18 protein-coding genes are annotated in these 20,474 nt (G+C 39.4%); 3 read left to right on the top strand and 15 right to left on the bottom strand.

The features are described from left to right. Window positions 1-2: 2 nt before the first annotated feature. Both MHB65_RS02330 and MHB65_RS02325 read left to right on the top strand, forming a co-directional pair. Window positions 3-1,163: an alpha-hydroxy acid oxidase gene (locus MHB65_RS02330; RefSeq protein ID WP_342442376.1), complete on the top strand. Its 1,161-nt coding sequence runs from the start codon at window positions 3-5 to the stop codon at window positions 1,161-1,163. After that, the gene (locus MHB65_RS02325; protein WP_342442375.1) at window positions 1,160-2,356 is read left to right on the top strand and encodes a CoA transferase; all 1,197 of its coding nucleotides are present in this window, start codon (window positions 1,160-1,162) and stop codon (window positions 2,354-2,356) included. The genes MHB65_RS02330 and MHB65_RS02325 overlap by 4 nt, the downstream gene beginning before the upstream one ends. Window positions 2,357-2,487: 131 nt before the next feature. On the opposite strand, the gene MHB65_RS02320 is transcribed toward MHB65_RS02325, so the two are convergent. From MHB65_RS02320 to MHB65_RS02255, 14 genes are all read right to left on the bottom strand, one after another. Next, window positions 2,488-3,687, bottom strand: a complete 1,200-nt coding sequence (locus tag MHB65_RS02320; protein ID WP_342442374.1) for a glycine C-acetyltransferase — start codon at window positions 3,685-3,687, stop codon at window positions 2,488-2,490. Window positions 3,688-3,745: 58 nt separating this feature from the next. Next, on the bottom strand, window positions 3,746-4,822 hold the full coding sequence (locus MHB65_RS02315; RefSeq protein WP_342442373.1) for a nucleotide kinase: 1,077 nt from the start codon (window positions 4,820-4,822) through the stop codon (window positions 3,746-3,748). 101 nt (window positions 4,823-4,923) lie between these two features. Further along, window positions 4,924-5,559: a YitT family protein gene (locus MHB65_RS02310; RefSeq protein ID WP_342442372.1), complete on the bottom strand. Its 636-nt coding sequence runs from the start codon at window positions 5,557-5,559 to the stop codon at window positions 4,924-4,926. Window positions 5,560-5,677: 118 nt separating this feature from the next. Further along, window positions 5,678-6,172 carry a Cys-tRNA(Pro) deacylase gene (gene ybaK, locus MHB65_RS02305; RefSeq protein WP_342442371.1) on the bottom strand — a complete coding sequence of 165 codons (495 nt, stop codon included), beginning with the start codon at window positions 6,170-6,172 and terminating at the stop codon, window positions 5,678-5,680. Window positions 6,173-6,196: 24 nt separating this feature from the next. Next, window positions 6,197-6,922 carry a hypothetical protein gene (locus MHB65_RS02300; protein ID WP_342442370.1) on the bottom strand — a complete coding sequence of 242 codons (726 nt, stop codon included), beginning with the start codon at window positions 6,920-6,922 and terminating at the stop codon, window positions 6,197-6,199. A 327-nt stretch (window positions 6,923-7,249) separates the two neighbouring features. After that, window positions 7,250-7,825 carry a VanZ family protein gene (locus MHB65_RS02295; RefSeq protein WP_243456414.1) on the bottom strand — a complete coding sequence of 192 codons (576 nt, stop codon included), beginning with the start codon at window positions 7,823-7,825 and terminating at the stop codon, window positions 7,250-7,252. Window positions 7,826-7,948: 123 nt separating this feature from the next. Then, window positions 7,949-9,487, bottom strand: a complete 1,539-nt coding sequence (locus MHB65_RS02290) for an acyl-CoA carboxylase subunit beta (RefSeq protein ID WP_342442369.1) — start codon at window positions 9,485-9,487, stop codon at window positions 7,949-7,951. A gap of 53 nt (window positions 9,488-9,540) precedes the next feature. Continuing rightward, window positions 9,541-10,323, bottom strand: coding sequence for an enoyl-CoA hydratase (locus MHB65_RS02285; protein ID WP_342442368.1), 783 nt, complete (start codon window positions 10,321-10,323; stop codon window positions 9,541-9,543). Beyond that, complete coding sequence (locus MHB65_RS02280) at window positions 10,320-11,237, bottom strand: hydroxymethylglutaryl-CoA lyase (protein ID WP_342442367.1); 918 nt, start codon at window positions 11,235-11,237, stop codon at window positions 10,320-10,322. Before MHB65_RS02280 ends, MHB65_RS02285 begins: the two co-directional genes overlap by 4 nt. A gap of 14 nt (window positions 11,238-11,251) precedes the next feature. Continuing rightward, the gene (locus tag MHB65_RS02275; protein ID WP_031418413.1) at window positions 11,252-11,464 is read right to left on the bottom strand and encodes an acetyl-CoA carboxylase biotin carboxyl carrier protein subunit; all 213 of its coding nucleotides are present in this window, start codon (window positions 11,462-11,464) and stop codon (window positions 11,252-11,254) included. A 68-nt stretch (window positions 11,465-11,532) separates the two neighbouring features. Then, on the bottom strand, window positions 11,533-12,891 hold the full coding sequence (locus tag MHB65_RS02270; RefSeq protein ID WP_342442366.1) for an acetyl-CoA carboxylase biotin carboxylase subunit: 1,359 nt from the start codon (window positions 12,889-12,891) through the stop codon (window positions 11,533-11,535). A 15-nt stretch (window positions 12,892-12,906) separates the two neighbouring features. After that, complete coding sequence (locus tag MHB65_RS02265; RefSeq protein WP_342442365.1) at window positions 12,907-14,541, bottom strand: AMP-binding protein; 1,635 nt, start codon at window positions 14,539-14,541, stop codon at window positions 12,907-12,909. Window positions 14,542-14,584: 43 nt separating this feature from the next. Continuing rightward, window positions 14,585-15,727, bottom strand: a complete 1,143-nt coding sequence (locus MHB65_RS02260; protein WP_342442364.1) for an acyl-CoA dehydrogenase — start codon at window positions 15,725-15,727, stop codon at window positions 14,585-14,587. A gap of 120 nt (window positions 15,728-15,847) precedes the next feature. Continuing rightward, window positions 15,848-16,465 carry a TetR/AcrR family transcriptional regulator gene (locus tag MHB65_RS02255; protein ID WP_342442363.1) on the bottom strand — a complete coding sequence of 206 codons (618 nt, stop codon included), beginning with the start codon at window positions 16,463-16,465 and terminating at the stop codon, window positions 15,848-15,850. A gap of 376 nt (window positions 16,466-16,841) precedes the next feature. Between MHB65_RS02255 and MHB65_RS02250 the strand changes: the two genes are divergently transcribed. After that, window positions 16,842-19,031: a DNA topoisomerase III gene (locus tag MHB65_RS02250; RefSeq protein ID WP_342442362.1), complete on the top strand. Its 2,190-nt coding sequence runs from the start codon at window positions 16,842-16,844 to the stop codon at window positions 19,029-19,031. A gap of 131 nt (window positions 19,032-19,162) precedes the next feature. Here the strand turns inward: MHB65_RS02250 and abaF are convergent, their stop codons facing one another. Beyond that, a complete protein-coding gene (gene abaF, locus MHB65_RS02245) occupies window positions 19,163-20,470 on the bottom strand; it encodes a fosfomycin efflux MFS transporter AbaF (protein WP_342442361.1) in 1,308 nt (435 codons plus the stop codon). Window positions 20,471-20,474: the final 4 nt, after the last annotated feature.

Here is a 20,474-nt window from a genome sequence, read left to right as displayed (position 1 = left end):
CGATGACAAACACAACTGATGGCGATCTACTCTTAAAAAATATCACTGCACAAGCCCCCTTCCCCATTTGCTTTGCAGATTTAGAAAAGGCCGTAGCGGAAAAAATCGAAGCTGGACCTTTTGGCTACATCCGTTCAGGTGCTGGTGGTGAACAAACACTGCGCAATAATCGTGCAGCTTTTGAGAAGTATTCCATTGTTCCCCGCTTTTTAAATGATGTGTCAAACGTTGATACATCAATTCATTTGTTTGGTAAAACATATCCAACCCCTTTGCTCTTTGCTCCTGTTGGCATGAACGGAATGGTTCACGATGAAGGTGAGCTTGCCGTTGCACGTGCCGCCCAGAATTTAAATATCCCTTATATTCAAAGCACTGTTTCCACTTATGCTCTTGAAGAAGTTGCTCAAGCTGCTCCTTCTGCAACAAAGTGGTTTCAATTATATTGGTCTACTAATGAAGAAATTGCTTTTAGTATGGCTGCACGTGCGGAGGCAGCGGGATTTGAAGCAATCGTTTTAACTGTCGATACCGTAATGCTTGGCTGGCGCGAAGAAGATGTCCGCAATCAATTTTCACCATTGAAGCTAGGCTATGCACGAGGCAATTATATGAATGATCCCGTTTTTACTGCCACTTTACCTGATGATTCATTTGAGTCCTATGTACAAGGTGTCTTGCAAAATGTCTTCCACCCAACTCTTAATTGGGCGCATGTTCGAGAATTAAAAAAACGTACAAACCTTCCTATACTATTGAAGGGAATATTACATCCTGAAGATGCGAAGCTAGCTATCGACAATGGGATTGATGGCATTATTGTATCAAACCACGGTGGCCGTCAATTAGATGGCGTTATTGGTTCACTTGATGCCCTTCCTGCTATTGCAAAAGTTGTGAATGGACAAATTCCTATTATATTAGATAGTGGTGTATATCGTGGCATGGATGCCTTAAAAGCACTTGCTTTAGGAGCGGATGCCGTTGCAATTGGACGTCCTTTCGTCTATGGGCTAGCTCTTGAAGGACAACAAGGTGTCGAAAAGGTGATGACCAATCTTTATGATGAATTAAAGGTTTCCATCGCATTAGCAGGTGCCACCTCTGTCAAAGGATTACGCAACATCACATTAGTCAAACAGGATGGGACTGAGGTTAAATGAAACAAGCATTACAAGGATTAAAGGTTGTCGATTTATCACAAGTCTTAGCAGGCCCTTATTGCACCATGGTGTTAGCAGATATGGGTGCAGAAGTTATTAAAATTGAAAAATACCCAAATGGAGACGATACCCGTACAATGGGTCCTTTCGTTAATGAAGAAAGTCATATGTACATGATGGTTAATCGTAATAAAAAAGGTGTCTGCATCAATTTAAAAACTGCTGAGGGACTGGCTTTATTTAAAGAACTGATTCAATCTGTTGATGTATTGGTTGAAAATTATCGACCAGGTGTCACGAAAAAGCTGGGTATTGATTATGACACATTAAAAACCATCAATCCTGGCCTTATTTACTGTTCTATTTCAGGCTATGGTCAAACAGGTCCTTATAGTCAAAAGGGTGGCTATGATATTATGGCACAGGGTCTGAGCGGCTTAATGCATATGACAGGTGAAGCAGATGGCCGACCTGTAAAAGTTGGCTTTGCGGTGAATGATATTGCTGCTGCTCAAACAGCCTTACAGTCCATTTTAATGGCCTATATTTATAAGCTTCGTAGTGGCGAAGGACAATATATTGATGTTTCCTTAGTGGAGTCGGGTCTTGCATGGACTGTTTGGGAGGCTGCTGCTTATTTCGGACAAGGTGAGCTACCTGAGCGAACAGGAACAGCCCATCGTGTATCCGCGCCCTATCAAGGTTTCAAAACACAGGATGACTATATTCTAGTAGGTGCTGGCAATCAAAAGCTATGGGAGATTTTCGCGGCTAAGGTTGTCAATCGACCTGATTGGTTAGACAATCCCCTCTTTGCTACCAACTATTCACGTGCCCAACATGTGAAGGAGCTGGAAGCGGAAATTGAAAGCGAGCTAATCAAGCATAAGGCTACCTACTGGCTCGAACTTTTAGATAAATACGGCGTACCATCTAGCCCAATCTATTCCTACGATCAAACATTGAATGATCCACATATTCTAGAGCGTGGCATGGTACTGTCCTATGAGCACCCAACTGCCGGACCAATGCGAACACTAGGCTTCCCAGCCAAATTCTCGCAAACACCTGGACAGCTAACAAGTGCAGCTCCTACTTTAGGGCAACATAATGAGGAAGTTTTACAGGCATTAAATATTTCTGATCCAGATATTCAACAGCTCAAGGCAGCCAAAATTATTGGCTCAAAATAAAGCGATTATCTAGTTTTAGATCGCTATCAGTTACATTTAAGCTTCTATCAGTCACTTTTTTGACTCTATCCTGCACTTTTTCATTTCTATCACGCAAAAAAGGCTTCCCCATCTAGGAGGAAGCCTTTTTCTTATTGAATAACGCCTAATTCACGACCAACCTTCTCGTAAATCGCAATTGCATTATCAAGCATTTCTTTTGTATGTGCCGCTGTTGGCATATTCCGAACGCGACCTGTACCCTTTGGAACTGTTGGGAAGACAATCGATTTTGCATAAACGCCTTCTTCAAATAAACGTTTTGAAAATTCCTGTGTCAACTTTTCATCTCCAATGATACATGGTGTAATTGGTGTCTCAGACGCACCAATATTAAAGCCAAGCTTCTCAAGTCCCGCTTTTAAATAGTTTCCATTATCCCACAGCTTATCGTGTAGCTCTGTTGAATCAATCAGCATTTGCACAGCTGCTGTAATAGCGGCAACATCACCTGGCGGTAACGCTGTTGAGAATAGGAATGGGCGTGAGCGAACTTTTAGCCAATCAATTAAATTTTTCTTACCTGCTACATAGCCACCTACTACACCAATGGCTTTTGATAATGTGCCAATTTGGAAGTCAATTTCTTTTTCTAATCCAAAATGCTTCACAGTTCCTTTTCCTTTACCTGTTACACCTGAACCATGTGCATCATCCACATACGTTATTAAATCAAACTCTTTAGCAATTTCCACAATTTCAGGTAGTTTAGCAATATCACCATCCATTGAGAACACACCATCTGTGATAACCATGATTTTATTGTATAAGCCTGATTCCTTTGCCGCCTTTGCCTTAGCACGTAAATCATCCATATCGGAGTGATTAAATGCAATGATTTTCGCTTTTGATAAACGACAGCCGTCAATAATAGAGGCATGGTTCAATTGATCAGATAGAATGGCATCATTTTTATCCATTACAGCCGAAATAGCAGCCATATTACAATTAAAGCCAGATTGATAAGAAATAGCCGCTTCTGTTCCTTTAAATTCCGCAAGCTTTTCTTCTAATTTAACGTGCAAGTCAAGTGTCCCATTGATTGTACGAACAGCACCTGCTCCAACACCGTATTTATCAATTGTCTCTTTGGCAATACGCTTTAATTCTTCATTTGTTGCTAAACCAAGATAGTTGTTAGAGGATAAGTTAACAAGATTTTTGCCACGGACCTGAATAATCGGCCCATTTGCTCCCTCTACTGGATCGATTTCATTGTATAAGCCTTGTTCATGTAGGGCTTGTAGGTTTTCATCTAAAAATGCATTCAATACTTTAGACAAGCGTATCATCCTTTCCTAGGAAAACTGTTCTCGCTCCTAGTTTAGCACATGCAAGCCATTAGCTACATTACTTTGTTAATCTTTCGAATAGTGGCGCTGTTTTTTCTCGCCATAAAGAGGCAGATAGACAATGATCTAATAAACGCCGAACGGTATATTCAGCTTCTGCATATCGTTTGGAATGACCCATCGCATCCTGTATAGCTTCTTTGTATTGTGCTCGGACTGCCTCAATCGCAGTCTCTGCTTCCTCTGAAAGCGCACAATGTTGCCCAATATCAAAAATCTTATCCCCTAACCTACCATCCTCTGGATCAAAGATATGGGGCTCTGTGCTATCAAAGATACAGAAATTGAGCTCTGGGATAATGACCATATCCACAGATCCCGCATCTAAGCCACACCAAATAATTTGCGCATCAAGCCCTCTTGCATTTGCCTCATCCGCTAAGCTTTTCATTAATGAAGATTTACCTGTGCCTGGCTTGCCTTTAATCATGAAGCGAGTCGTGATACTTTTGGTGATACTATCCACTGTATTTTCCGCACCTCTAGGAGTTAACGTTCCAAGTAAACGATGTGTCCGCATGCCCGTTTTATTCAAAACAATGGATTGGAACACTTCCGTCTTTAAATTTTCCACCTGTTCATTTAATGCCTGCCAGTTCATACAGCTTTGTGTGACAACCTCCCAGTCATCATGAAGCTTGATTGCTTGATCCAGTTTCGCTATGCATTTTTCACGCCAAGTTGCCCGCTCCTGTATCGCCTCTGCAAGCTGTTCTCCAACCTTTTCAAGCTGTATGTCCTCTAAACAATCATAGAAAGACATGACACGATGCTTTGTACCGAGGAAAGTTGGCTCGATATTCCACTCAGAAGCCCATACAAAAAGTCTGTTACAGCCTTTTACATAAACGGCTTCTACAACCTCTTCTAATAAAGCATGCTTAAACCACTCAACAGCAAAGCCCTGTTTCACATAAAAATATCCTAGTTCTTTTAACAGTTCTGAACCTTTAAAGGTAGCGGGCCCTTGCAAAAAATAAACGAGAGCCGCTTCTTCCATCATTTCTTTATATAAATTTTTCACACCTTGCCCAGTCAATGCGTGTCCAAAATAATACGTTACATTTCCGTTCAAATGTCGTTCCTCCTTTAGCTTCTGCCCTGCATTATATGAAGGAACGCTAAAAAAAATGAAAAGCTACTTCTATCCTTTACAGATCTAAGTAGCTTCATGATTTAATAAAATGGCTTCATGCCTTCAATATTCCCAATACATTTCATTAATATTTTACGACAATACGGTAATGAATATTGCACAATATAGCCTGAAGTTAGCGCGATTAATACTGTCCCTACTCCAACTGGTCCTCCTAGTAGCCAGCCAACAATGGTTACGAGTACTTCAATTCCCATTCTTGCTGTTTTAATAGATCCGCCAAACTTTTCGACAAGTATCATCATTAAGGTATCCCTTGGTCCTGCGCCCATATTCGGTGCGATATACATCCCACAGCCAAAGCTCAAAACAAATAAACCAATAATAAAATATGTAATTTGTAAGCCATATACATCCGTTGAGGGCAACATCCAGTTAAATACATCAATGAATGAGCCGATTAGTAGCATATTGAGCCAAGTGCCTATCTTTGGCCATTGACGCAATACAATGGATGTTGAAGCAACTATAAAGAGTCCTGTTACAATAGACCAAGTACCAATACTTAAACCAAAATTTTGGAATAGACCCACATGTAAAACATCCCACGGGCTTGTCCCAACAATTTTTCCTTTTATCGACATCGTGATGCCAAGTGACATCACAATTAAGCCACCAATAAAAAAGGTCCAACGCCACCCCATTATTCTACGCATTCCTTATCCTTCTCTCTATGAATATATTGCTATTACTGTATCATACTTTCAACAAAAATTAAGCTATAGTGCTTGAACTAAACCGTTCATCTTACCACATAAAAAACTACCCATTTTCTCACTCATGGGTAGTTGTAATTGAGGCAAGTTGTGCCTTTGTTATATTTTTCAGATCTTCTACTTGAACATGAATTTGCATACCAATTTTCCCAGCACTAACGATTATGCTTCCTTGATCTTGAGCAGATGCATCAATGACCGTTGGATATAACTTCTTCATCCCTACTGGTGAACATCCACCACGAACATAACCGGTATGGCCAAGTAGATCTTTTACCGCTAACATTTCAATTTTCTTTTCTCCAACTACCTTTGCAGCTGCTTTTAAGTCCAGCTCCTCGGCTACAGGAATGACAAATACAAATAACTTTTGTGCACTTGCTTTTGCTACTAATGTTTTAAATACCCGAGCAACAGGCTGACCAATTTTCTCAGCTACAGAAACACCATCAACTTGACCATCCCCGGTTTCGTATTCAATCACATCAAAATGAATTTTTTGTTGTTCTAATAATCGAATTGCATTCGTTTTCGCATGCTTTGCCTTTGCCATGTCAACAATCTCCAATCTACAGCATCAGGCTATCAAAGAGAACATAGAATCCTTGTCTGGGCGATAGCCATTTTTCGTCATTTGAACGTGAGCCGCATATCTTTCCGATGCCTGTTTGAATGCTCTTAACCTGAATGCAGTCTCATAGTTCTTACCGAAAATTGTATCTGCAAATGGATCCAATTTCAATTCCTTCGAGAAACGTTCAGGAACCTTCACTTCAATAATGTCACGTACAAAGGATGGTTCGCCTTCGTTAGTGATAACATCTTCAAAACTTGATTCATTTAACATATGCTGTATTTGAGCATCAACGCTTTGTGCCACACGTAAATCTTGTGGAGAAGGCTCTGCTGATGACAATGCTGCATTACGTACCTGCTCTAAAATTTGCAGTGTGTCATTTAGCTCTGAATCGGATATATCCGAGGAATCAGCGTTATCATTCATTCCTACTTTATAAGCTTGCTCATGGGCACGTACATTCTTTTCTGTTTGCTGCAAATCTTCCATAATGGCTTGCTGTTGAGGCGTTACTTCTTTCGACTCTACTTGTTGCTGTTCATATAAATCCTGGTCAGTACGTCCTAACAGTAGATTTTCCAGTTCAATCAATAGTGGGTTTTTCTTTGGCTGGAAATACATCGCATTTTTTCTATATGCATCTCCCGCCTCTTTACGTTGCAATATCTTTTTACGATTATGCTGCGATGAAATTCTTTCTTGTTCCATTAAATTTGATATTTTCATAGTTTTCACCTCGCCCTTCTATCTTCATATGCTAATTAGATAATAGATATGAACATACTTACTTACACTCTATCTATACCATTTGAATAGTTTCTGTACACTCATTATCGGAATTTTCACTATTAAATTCAAGCACTAATTACTACTAACCTCCTAAAGAGATACTAACTATTTTCGAAATTAGGTATAAAGACTCTTATAAAGCCAATATTTTTCACATTCATTTATTAACTCCATACTATTTTCAATAAAATTTATTACCATATACACTAATCAAACAGTGTTAATCGACGTAAAAAAACAGCCCCTCATTCTGGACTGTCTTTCTCATTTTTTGGGTCTAATCAATATACCTTTATAAGCTAAGTAACCAAGCCATGCACCAATTGTATTTAAAATTAAATCATCAATATCCGCAGAGCCGACGGTAAAAATAAATTGAACGGTTTCGACAGCAAGACTAGAAAAAAAGCCTAAACAAATAATAACCCACGCTTTTCGGAATTTCTTCGATAGTAATGGCAGTAAAAAGCCCATTGGCGTAAAAATTAATAAGTTGCCAAGTAAGTTAACGATTATAATTTCCCAATTAAAATATTGAGAGTAGTTTATATAACGGAGAATCGTTTCGAAGGGAATAAAATTAGTAGTTAACCGCCAACTACTATAATCAAACAATCCTAAGTCACCTATCGAGTAATCTCCTTTAAATAAAACGACGACTACATCTACTAAGCGATCAATAACCAATTTATAAAAAGCCATAAATGAATAGATACTAAATAAAATCCAACCTGCGATCTTTAGCGGCAAATAATATGTATCAATGACATCCCGATATGGTAATGGGAGCTTGGCATTATTCTGAACATCCGCTATGTTGTTTTTAGACAAGCTTAACACCCACTTCCCTTTATTCCTTCCCATATTTTAATATGCTCAACTATAGCTTGCAAGTAGCTGAAAAAAATTATCATCCAAAAAAGCTGTCTCCTAGCAGCAGAGACAGCCTTGCAATAAGTATGTTTAAACTGGGTTTACCCCATGCTTACGTTGTGAGAATAATAAGTATTTTGACATATAAAGTTCTAAGCGATTTTCTAGTACCTTACGTAGCTCATTAGGTTCAATCACATCATCAATGATAAGCTCTGAAGCTAAACGATACACATCAATTTCCTCTTGATATTCTTTACGTTTCTCGGCAATGAAGCTTGCTTGTTCTTCTTTTGGAAGTTCTGCAATTTTATTGGCATAGACGGCATTGACAGCAGCTTCTGGTCCCATTACGGCAATTTGTGCATTTGATAATGCAATACAGCAGTCTGGTTCAAACGCAGGGCCAGCCATCGCATATAATCCTGCACCATACGCTTTACGCACAATGACCGTTAGCTTAGGAACAGTTGCCTCACTCATGGCAAAAATCATTTTAGCACCATGACGGATGATTCCTGCTTTTTCTACCTGAGTACCAATCATAAAGCCTGGAACGTCTGCTAGGAATAACAGCGGTATATTGAATGCATCACAAAGGGAAATAAACTTCGCCGCTTTATCAGCAGAATCATGGAATAGCACGCCTCCCTTGACACGTGGTTGGTTAGCGATAATGCCAACTGATTGTCCATTAATTCGTGCAAGGCCTGTAATTAATTCGGGTGCAAATAATTTCTTGACCTCACAAAACGAATCTTCATCGATAATACGATCAATTAGCTTATACATATCAAATGGAACATTTTGGTTTTTAGGAATTAATTCTTCAATAGATTTATCAAATGTAGCCGGTGGTTTAGGTGCCTCTACCTTGCTGCGTTCTGCATAGTTATTCGGGAAGTAACCCAAATATTTACGCGCATAAGTAATGGCCTCCTGTTCTGTTTTAACAAGCACATCTCCACAACCAGAAACGGAACAGTGCATTTTTGCGCCACCCATTGTTTCTAAATCCACTTTCTCACCGATAACCATTTCGGCCATACGAGGAGATCCTAAATACATGGAAGCATTCCCTTCTACCATCACAACGATATCGCAAAATGCAGGGATATAGGCACCGCCTGCTGCGGAAGGACCGAATAATAAGCAAATTTGCGGAACTTTTCCTGACAGCTTGACTTGGTTGTAGAAAATGCGTCCTGCACCTCTACGTCCTGGGAACATTTCTAGCTGATCTGTAATACGTGCACCTGCTGAATCTACTAAATAGAGTAATGGACAATTCAACTTTTCAGCAGTTTCTTGAATGCGAATCATTTTTTCAACTGTGCGTTTTCCCCAAGAACCCGCTTTAATCGTTGAATCATTGGCTAGCACACAAACCGTGCGACCATGAATTTTACCAATACCAGTGACAACACCATCTGCTGGTAAATCCCCTGCTAAACAGTTCGCATAGAGCCCATCCTCTGATTGAAGACCATCATCAAGTAATAGTTCAAGACGCTCACGTACAAATAGCTTACCTTGCTGTGCATTTTTGTCATGATATTTTGGTAATCCACCTGCTAGAATTTTATCTTTCATTGTAGGTGGCGTATTTTCTGTCGAGATATTGCTCATGTTTATTTCCTCCCTTTGCCCAATCGATTACACCAAAATTATTTCTTGGCGTTTTATTTCCCTGAATATTGTGGCGCTCGCTTCTCTTGGAAGGCAAGTAAGCCCTCTAATCGGTCTTCTGTTGGGATCAGTGCACTATATGCAAGTGATTCAATTTTTAACCCGGTAGCTAAATCTACCTCAACACCTTGATTGATCGCAACTTTGGCTTGCACTAAAGAGAGTGGTGCGTTTTTTGCCATTTCCAGTGCAAGCTGTTGTGCCTTCTCTAATACCTCATGTCCTTCATAAACATACTCGATAATGCCATAATGTTTAGCTTCTTCGGCATTCAGCCTACGTGCTGTATAAATTAATTCCTTTGCTTTGCCAAGACCAATTAGACGTGGAAGTCGTTGTGTTCCCCCAGCTCCTGGAATAATACCGAGCGATGTTTCTGTTAGACCTAGCTTTACATGTGTACCCGCAATGCGTAAATCACAAGCTAGTGCCAACTCCAAGCCTCCGCCAAAGGCTACGCCATTTAGGACAGCAATGACAGGCTGTGCAAGCATTTCAACTTTTGCCACAGTGGCGCCAATCAGCTGCACAATCTGCTTCACTTGTCGATCGGACATTCCTTTACGTTCCTTTAAATCAGCACCTGCACAAAATGCCTTTTCGCCTGCACCTGTTAGAAGGACTACGCGCACTGCTGGATCTCCATTGATTTGATCAAGCGTGTCAGACAGTTCATGAAGTAATTGAACCGACATAGCGTTAGCGGCTTCTGGTCTTGAAAGAGTAATAAGTCCAATACTACCCTCTAGTAATTCAAAACGAACGAGTTGTGTCATCGTTGATTTGCACTCCTTTCATTACGGACAATAGCCATTTGCTTCGATGCAACAGCTTTGCCTAATTTCTCTTCAATAAAGAGTGCCGCCTCTAGCACCTTTTGTCGATCTACTCCTGTTTCAATGCCCATCTCATCGAATAAATACAATAAATCTTCTGTGGCTACATTGCCTGAGGCACCCTTAGCATATGGGCAGCCCCCTAGCCCACCAAGCGCACTATCAAACTTAGAAATACCCATTTCTAAGGATTTCATAATATTAGCTAGTGCTGTTCCACGCGTATCATGAAAATGCATGGCAAATCTTTCAGCAGGATATCTTTTTAGTAATTCCTCTAAAAGAAATTCAACCTGCGTCGGTACACCAACACCAATTGTGTCGCCAAGCGATATTTCAGTCACACCCATCTCCAATAATTTTTCCGTTACTCGTCGTACCTTATCAGGATGGATATACCCCTCATAGGGACAACCAATAACCGTTGAGATATAGCCTCGAACATGTTTCTTTGCAGCCTTAGCTCCTACCACAACTTCCTCTAATATGGGAAATGTATCTTCTATCGTTTTATTAATATTACTTTGGTTATGACTTTCACTAGCAGACATAAAAATACTTACTTCATCTACTTCAGCCTGTAATGCACGTTCTAAGCCACGCATATTGGGTACAAGTGCTGCATAGGTAATATCCTTATGTCTTTTAATGGCTTGCAGAACCTCGACTGCATCTGCCAATTGAGGAATCCATTTCGGATGCACAAACGATGTCACTTCAATATAATTTAATCCTGTTTGACTTAATAAATTAACTAATTGTACTTTATCAGCTGTTGAAATATGCGTTTTTTCATTTTGTAAGCCATCACGGGGACCAACTTCTTTGATTATGACTTGCTTAGGTAGCTGCATAAAGAAGCCTCCTCTTATTCAATTTCTAAAATATCATCATCAACGTTAATGAAGTCTCCCTCATTGGCAATGATTTTCGTCACGACGCCATCCTCTTCTGCTGCAATTGGAATTTCCATTTTCATCGATTCTAAAATGGCTACATCTTGACCTGCTGTCACTTTCTCGCCCTCTGCTACTACGATTTTCCATACTGTTCCTGCCATGCTTGCTTTTACTGTTGCCATAATCATTCACTCCTATTTTTTTAATCATGCATTCGTCCTTCTATGGAAGCACGAATACATGAAAATTGTTATTTGGTTTCTGCTAATTGCGGTAAATAATATTGCTCTACAAATTTAGTCGTTGTATAGCCTTTTAAAAATTGCTCATGAGTGACGGTTTTTAACAACATCGGAATATTCGTTTGAATACCCTCGACTTTATACGCCTTTAGTGCTTGCGTTAATCTCTCACAGGCAATCGCTCTCGTTTCTCCCCACACCACCAATTTACTAATCATTGGATCATAGAATGGTGTGACCACTGAACCAGACTCTACACCACATTCATGTCGCACTCCTTCACCTGTCGGTAATTCAAGAGTTGTAATAGTGCCTGGAGAAGGGAAGAATGTCGAAGGATTTTCAGCGTATATCCGCACTTCAATCGCATGCCCTTCTTTAATCATACTTTCTCTAGTAAATGCAAGCGGTTGTTTTGCCGCAATTTTTAATTGCTCTTCTACTAAATCAAGCTTCGTAATTTCCTCTGTTACGGGATGCTCTACCTGTAATCTTGTATTCATTTCTAAGAAATAAAAGTTTTGATCTTCATCAACCAAATACTCAATTGTTCCAGCATTGACATAACCAATATGCTTCGCCGCCTTTACCGACGCTTCTAGCATTTTTTCTCTTGTCTCTTGTGAAATAAACGGTGATGGTGCTTCTTCTACTACTTTTTGATTTCTTCGTTGAATAGAGCATTCACGTTCAAATAACGGAACAACATTGCCCTGATGATCTGCAATAATCTGCACTTCGACATGGTGAGGGTTAGCAATGAATCGCTCCATATACATCGTGCCATCACCAAAGAATGATTGTGCACGCTTTTGATTGCCCTCAAAAGCTTTGGCCAGTTCCTCGGCATTTTCAACTAGCTGCATACCGATACCGCCCCCGCCTGCTGATGCCTTTAACATAATGGGATAGCCTAAACGCTCCGCTATGTCAGTGGCTTCTTCCACATCTTTCACAGGCGCTTCTACACCCTCTACAATAGGCACGCCAGCAGCTTTCATTGTTTTACGTGCCTCTAGTTTACTGCCCATTGAAGCGATCACATCTGCACTTGGCCCGATAAACACTAAACCTGCCTCTGTACAACGTTTCGCAAAATTTGCATTCTCTGATAGTAAACCATAGCCAGGATGAACAGCCTCTGCGCCACTTTCTAGTGCAATTTCAAGAATGCGGTCGATGTTTAAATAGCTCTGTGCAACAGGTGGCTTCCCTACACAGAAAGCCTCATCTGCATCTTTCACATGTAGGCTTTCAGCATCTGCCTCTGAATAGATAGCAACCGTATGAATATTTAGGCGCTTGCATGTTCTGATCACACGTCTAGCAATCTCCCCACGATTTGCAATTAATACCTTATTGAACATATCCACTGTCCCTCCTTACTTTACGGTCATAACAAAATCTTCTCGTAATTTATATTTTTGAACTTTTCCTGATGCAGTCATTGGATAGTTATCAATAAAGAAGATATGGCGAGGAATTTTATGTCTAGAAATTTTATCCCGACAATAATCTCGGATTTCTTCCTCTGTTGCCTGTTCTCCTTCTTTTAACACAATCCAAGCTGCCGCTTCCTCACCATAGACAGGGTCAGGGACACCTGCAACCTGAACATCTGAAATTTTAGGATGTGTATAAAGGAACTCCTCAATTTCACGAGGATATAGGTTTTCGCCACCACGAATGATCATATCCTTCAAACGACCTGTTACACGGATAAAACCGGCTTCATCCATTGTTGCTAAATCACCTGTGTGCAACCAACCATCCTCGTCAATCGCAAGATCTGTTTCCTCTTGGTTTTTATAGTAGCCCTTCATCACATGATAGCCCCTCGTACATAGCTCTCCCTGTTCATTCGTCGGTGCTTCCTCCGTTGTACCAGGAACAACAATCTTTACTTCTAGGTTAGGTAATGCGCGGCCGACCGTCTCCACCTTCAACACTAACGGGTCCTCCGTTCTTGTTTGCGTAATAACTGGTGATGATTCTGTTTGACCATAGCAAATTGTAATATCTTTCATCCCCATTTTCTCAATGACCGCTTTCATGACCTCAATTGGACAGTTTGAGCCAGCCATGACTCCTGTGCGTAAAGTTGAAAGATCGAAAGATGAAAAATTCGGTAAATTCAGTTCACTAATGAACATCGTTGGCACGCCATGTAATGCAGTACATTTCTCTTGTTGAACGGTTTTGAGTACCTCTTCAGGTGAAAATTCCTGCACTGGTACCATCGTTCCACCACTCGTAGTAATGGCTAATGTCCCTATGACACAACCAAAGCAATGGAAAAATGGAACTGGGATACATAGACGATCCTCTGCAGTTAAACGCATACATTCAGCAATGTTGACAGCATTGTTGACTAAATTAAAATGCGTTAACATTACACCCTTAGGAAAGCCTGTTGTACCAGACGTATATTGAATATTAATGACATCATCATAGTGTAGAGAGTGCTCTCTTTGATCTAGCTGTTCCTCGGATACTTGCTCGGCAGCAGTTAAAACGTCTGACCAATTTAGTACGCCGGGGTATTTCGTTTCACCGATTAAAATAACATTTTTTAATAAAGGTAGTCGCTTTGATTGCAAATTACCTGGTTCACAATGTTCAAGCTCTGGACATAACTCTTGCAGTGTATTGATAAAAGAATGGTCTCGATAATTTTCAATTAAAAAAATCGTTTTAGCATCAGATTGCTTCAATAGATACTCCAACTCACTCGCACGGTAATTCGTATTTACCGTAACAATTGGAGCACCCATCTTCCCTGTACCAAATTGAAGCTGTACCCACTCAGGAACATTCGTCGTCCATACTGCGATATGATCTCCCTTTTCAATTCCAAGAGCCATTAAACCTCTCGCTACGTATCGTGCTTGACGATTTAGCTGCTCATAAGTCATGCGTAAATTTCTGTCAGCGTAGACCAATGCTTCATTCTGCGGGTACTTTTTTGATTGTTCATCTAGCAATTGACCAATTGTTTGATACACAAGTTCTGCCATGAAGATCCCCCTTATTTATGCTATTTAACTTAATTGATGATGATTAACAGCCAATTAGACGAGAAATAACGAGACGTTGAATTTCAGATGTTCCTTCACCGATTTCCATTAACTTAATGTCACGTAAATGGCGTTCTACATCGTATTCTTTCATATATCCAGAACCACCATGAATTTGGATTGCTTGATTACATGTACGGAAGCCCATTTCAGAAGCAAATAGTTTAGCCATCGCAGCTTCTTTGCCAAATGGCTTCTTTTGATCTTTTAACCATGCCGCTTTATGTACTAGCGTACGAGCAAGCTCTATTTCCATCGCCATATCAGCTAATTTAAATTGGATCGCCTGTAGCTTTGAAATAGGTGCACCAAATTGCTCACGTTCCTTCGCGAATTTTAGTGCCTTTTCATAGGCAGCCTGTGCAATTCCAACAGAAAGAGCAGCGATGGAAATACGCCCACCATCAAGTGTATTTAAAAACTGGCTAAAGCCACGTTTTTCATCCCCTAATAGATTTGTTCTTGGGACACGAACATTTTCTAACACAATCTCACATGTATTGGAGCCACGTACACCCATTTTGTCATAATTACAGTTGATTGTTACACCTGGTGTGTTTGTTGGCACAATAATAGAAGAAATAATCTTTTTACCATCTTCACGTTTACCCGTTACCGCAGTTACAATAATTTGTCGAGCATATCCTGCATTGGTAATCCAGCATTTCTCTCCATTAATGATGTAGTCATCACCATCAATAACAGCTGTAGTACGTGTGCCACCAGCATCTGAACCTGCATTTGGCTCTGTTAAACCGAATGATCCTAATGTCTCACCCTTAGCTAATGGAACTAACCATTTTTGCTTTTGTTCCTCCGTACCGAAGTTGTAAATTGGTGAGGCTCCTAAGCTAACAGCAGCTGCATAGCTTAACCCCGTGCCTCCACATGCTCGACCAATTTCCTCTACAGCTAAAGCATAGGACACCGTATCACCACCTGATCCACCATATTCTTCAGGAAACGGGATACCCAATAAGCCTAGTTCTGCCATCTTCTTAAAGCTCTCTATTCTCATTGTTGATGTCTCATCAACCTCACGAGCATACGGTTTAATCTCCTTCTCAGCAAAATCACGCACCATGTCTCGAATCATTTCTTGCTCTTTTGTTAATTCAAAATTCATCCCTAATCCCCCTAATGTCTAATTTGCCATAGTAGATGTAGCTCAAGAACGATTGCTTCCAGTGAAATACCGACTAGTCGGTTTGTAAAAACAAATAATAAAACCAGTGTCTCCTACTGGCTACCCCTTTATTATAAATTGCTTCGCTTCTTCCATGGCTTGTTCTGTCACAATCGCACGTAATACCATATCGGTAAAAACATCTGTGATTTGCTCCATAGTTAATGGTCCTGATTGCTTAAACCATTTGTATGTCCAGTTAATCATCCCGACAATTGCCATAGTGACAATCGTACAAGGTAATTCAGTACGAAAAACCTTTGCTTTCTGACCCTCGGCTATCACTTTTTGTAAAATATCTCGATAGTGATCTCTCTTTTTATGGATGATGTCACTATATTCATCTGAGAGTGAACGACTTTCTTCATAAAAAATCGTAATATGTGCTTGATACATATCAAATACTTGTGTCAGTGTTTGCAGCATGGCACACAAACGTGTGATGGGTGTATCGTATTTGTCATATGCATCTTGCGATTGTTGAATAACATATGAAATAAAGACATCATGAATTTCATATAACAATTCATCTTTTGATTTAAAATTATGATAAAATCCACCCTTTGATGCTCCAATATATTCCACAATACGATCCACAGTTACATTGTGATAACCATCTTGCTGAAACAATTCAACTGAAGCGTCTACAATTCTTTGTTTTAACGTTTTCTTTACCATAGGCACCTATCATCCTTCATCTAGCTCTATACTCCATCACTCCTTATAATCAGGAAAAATCATTCAAATTCATAAAGTATTCTATTTTTTCCTAATTATAAAAATACTATGACAACATAAATATAGCATTCTCAAAATTTGGTGTCTAGCAACAAAATAGATTTTTCATAAAATTGCGAGCATAAAATTTACATGGAACAGAAATTAAAAACCTATAAACACATACATACCATATGAATTTTTTTTGCTCCTCATGACAAATTTTCTTCCCTCCCATTTCTTTGTCTAACAAATCCATTTTCCATTGCAGTTAAACTGCGAACCCACTCAACCTATGCTATATTTAAAACCATGGAACTATGAAAGGGTGTTAACAATGGCAAAGAGCGTAGTAATCGCTGAAAAACCTTCTGTAGCACGTGATATCGCACGTGTACTGAAGTGTAATAAAAAAGGAAATAGTTTCCTTGAGGGAGATAAATACATTGTTACTTGGGCGCTTGGACATCTTGTGACACTGGCTGACCCTGAAAGCTATGATGTGAAATATAAAACATGGAATCTTGAAGATCTACCCATGTTACCTGAACGACTAAAATTAACTGTTATAAAGCAAACTGGAAAGCAATTTAATGCGGTCAAAAGTCAGCTTACACGTAATGATGTCAGTGAAGTCATCATTGCTACAGATGCTGGACGTGAAGGTGAATTAGTAGCACGCTGGATACTCGATAAAGTGAAAATTAAAAAGCCTCTAAAACGCTTATGGATTTCCTCTGTTACAGATAAGGCAATTAAAGATGGCTTTGCCAATCTAAAGCCTGGCAAAGCATATGATAATCTATATGCCTCTGCTGTAGCTCGCTCAGAGGCAGACTGGTATATCGGACTCAATGCTACTCGTGCTTTAACTACCCGCTTTAACGCACAGTTGAATTGCGGACGAGTACAAACACCAACAGTAGCGATAATTGCTGCGCGTGAAGATGAAATTAAAAACTTTAAGGCACAAACTTATTATGGTATTGAAGCGCAAACAACTGACAACTTAAAGCTTACATGGCAAGACAAGAATGGTAATAGTCGTAGCTTTGATAAAGAAAAAATCGATACACTGGTGAAAAAAATAGGAAATAGCAATGCTATCGTTGCGGACATTGAAAAGAAACCTAAAAAATCATTTGCACCTGGCCTTTATGATTTAACAGAATTACAGCGTGATGCCAATAAAATATTCGGCTACTCAGCGAAAGAAACCTTGAATATTATGCAAAAACTCTATGAGCAACATAAAGTGTTAACTTATCCACGTACGGATTCTCGCTTTATTTCTCAAGATATCGTTGCCACACTACCTGAACGCTTAAAGGCATGTGGTATTGGTGAATATCGCTCCATCGCTAATAAACTGCTTACTAAACCAATCAAGCCAACAAAGGCCTTTGTCGATGATAGTAAAGTATCAGATCATCATGCGATTATTCCAACAGAGGGCTATGTAAATTATTCTGCTTTCTCTGATAAAGAACGTAAAATTTATGATCTTGTTGTAAAACGTTTCCTAGCTGTGCTACTGCCTGCTTTTGAATATGAACAGCTCACACTTCGTGCAAAAATTGGCGATGAAAGCTTTATTGCTCGTGGAAAAACGATTTTATCATCTGGCTGGAAGGAAGTTTATGAGCATCGCTTTGATGATGAGGACACAGCTGAAGACATCAAGGAGCAAATACTGCCCTGCATTGATAAAGGCGATATGTTAAAAGTAAAGCTTCTTGCCCAAACTTCTGGTCAAACAAAGCCACCTGCTAGATTTAACGAAGCTACTCTTTTATCAGCAATGGAAAACCCAACAAAATATATGGCTACGAATGATAAAAAATTAGCCGACACATTAAAATCTACAGGTGGTCTTGGTACAGTCGCAACACGTGCAGATATTATTGAAAAGCTTTTCAATTCCTTCTTAATAGAAAAGCGTGGTGGCAAAGATATATATATTACCTCTAAAGGTCGTCAACTACTCGACCTAGTGCCAGAGGAATTAAAATCCCCTGCCCTGACAGCAGATTGGGAGCAAAAACTTGAGCTTATTGCAAAGGGCAAGCTAAAAAAAGATATATTTATTAGCGAGATGAAAAATTACACAAAGGAAATTGTTACAGAGATTAAGGGTAGTGACAAAAAGTATAAGCATGATAATATCTCAACCAAATCATGTCCTGATTGCGGAAAACCGATGCTTGAAGTGAATGGCAAGAAAGGAAAAATGCTTGTCTGCCAAGATCGCGAATGTGGGCATCGTAAAAATGTCTCACGCACTACAAATGCACGTTGTCCACAATGTCATAAAAAATTAGAGCTTCGTGGAGAAGGCGATGGTCAAATTTTCGTTTGTAAATGTGGCTATCGTGAAAAATTATCTGCCTTTGAAGCAAGACGCAAAAAAGAAGGCGGAGGCAAGGTCGACAAGCGCTCTGTACAAAAGTACTTAAAGCAACAAAACAACGAGGAGCCTGTGAACAATGCCCTTGCTGAAGCATTAAAGGGGTTAAAGTTCGATTAAAAATAGAATGTAAATATAGAGCATGTTTTGAAAAAAATCAAACATGCTCATCTTTATATTGATTGAACTAGTTACCTATATTTAAATTGCTTATCGTATATAATTTTAACAGTTATAGCTAGTAAACCTATTTACTGTGCTTTCTTAAAAGTAAGTGATTTTCCTTTTGTTTCTTTCACCAGCATGATACATGAAATAGAAATGATACTTGATATAACCAAATAAATTGAAATTGGGATGGAGCTATTAAATTTATTTAAAAGACTTAATGAAATTAATGGAGCCAATGAGCCTGCTAAAATTGGTGCTACTTGATAACATAAGGACAAGGCTGTATATCTGATATGAGTTGGAAATAACTCTGTCATTAATGCAGAGTATGGCGAATACGTCATTGATTGAATGAATAAACCAAGAGTAATAGCAGACATAATGAGCCAATCATTTCCTGTATCCATCATTGGAAACCCAATAAATCCCCAAAACGCTGTTAAAACGGCTCCTGTAATATAGATTGACTTTCTCCCCCAAATATCACTTAAGTGACCCATTAATGGAATGAAGAAAAAGTGAATAGCATGAGCACCAAACATTAATAATAAGATTTGCGTAGTGTCTTTATTGACAACGAGTTTTAAATAACTGATGGAGAAAGTAACCACCATATAGTATAAGATGTTTTCTGCAAAACGAGCTCCAATACCTGCAATTATCGCTTTTTTGTGGTATTTAACCACTTCTATAATCCCTAATTGTTGTTTTTCTAATTGCGCTTGTTTTTCTTGTGCTTCTTTGAAAACAGGGGCATCATCTACACTTTTACGAATCCAAAGACCAATTAGTACAACAACGGCTGAGAACCAAAATGCTACACGCCAACCCCAATCCATAAATTGCTCAGGGCTTAAGTTTTTAGACAAAAGTAAAAGGATAATTGTAGCTATTAAATTCCCCAGTGGCACACCCGCCTGTGGCCAGCTTGCCCAATAACCACGACGATTGTTCGGGCTGTGCTCAGATACTAAAATAACAGCACCTCCCCATTCTCCACCAAAAGCAAACCCTTGAATTAAACGTAAAGTCACAAGTAAGATTGGAGCCCAATACCCAATACTACTGAATGTTGGAATACACCCCATTAAGAAAGTCGTAATTCCAACAATGATTAAGCTGATTTGTAGTAAATTTTTACGCCCAATTTTATCACCATAATGACCAAAAACAAGTCCACCGATTGGTCTGGCTAGAAATCCTACTGCATAGAGTGCAAATGCAGCTAAGATGCCGTCAATAGCGTTCCCTGTTTTCTGGAAAAATAATTCTCCAAAAACGAGAGCAGATGCGGTACCATATAAGAAAAATTCATACCATTCAGCTACAGATCCAATCATCGATGCAGCAACAACTTTTTTTAGTTGCTTATTGTCTGTTTTCTCCATATAC

Origin of the sequence: Lysinibacillus sp. FSL K6-0075, from assembly GCF_038592945.1 — a bacterium.
Lineage (GTDB): Bacteria > Bacillota > Bacilli > Bacillales_A > Planococcaceae > Lysinibacillus > Lysinibacillus fusiformis_F.
Note: the sequence above shows the minus strand (reverse complement) of the source record. Positions and strands in the feature narration are given on the sequence as shown.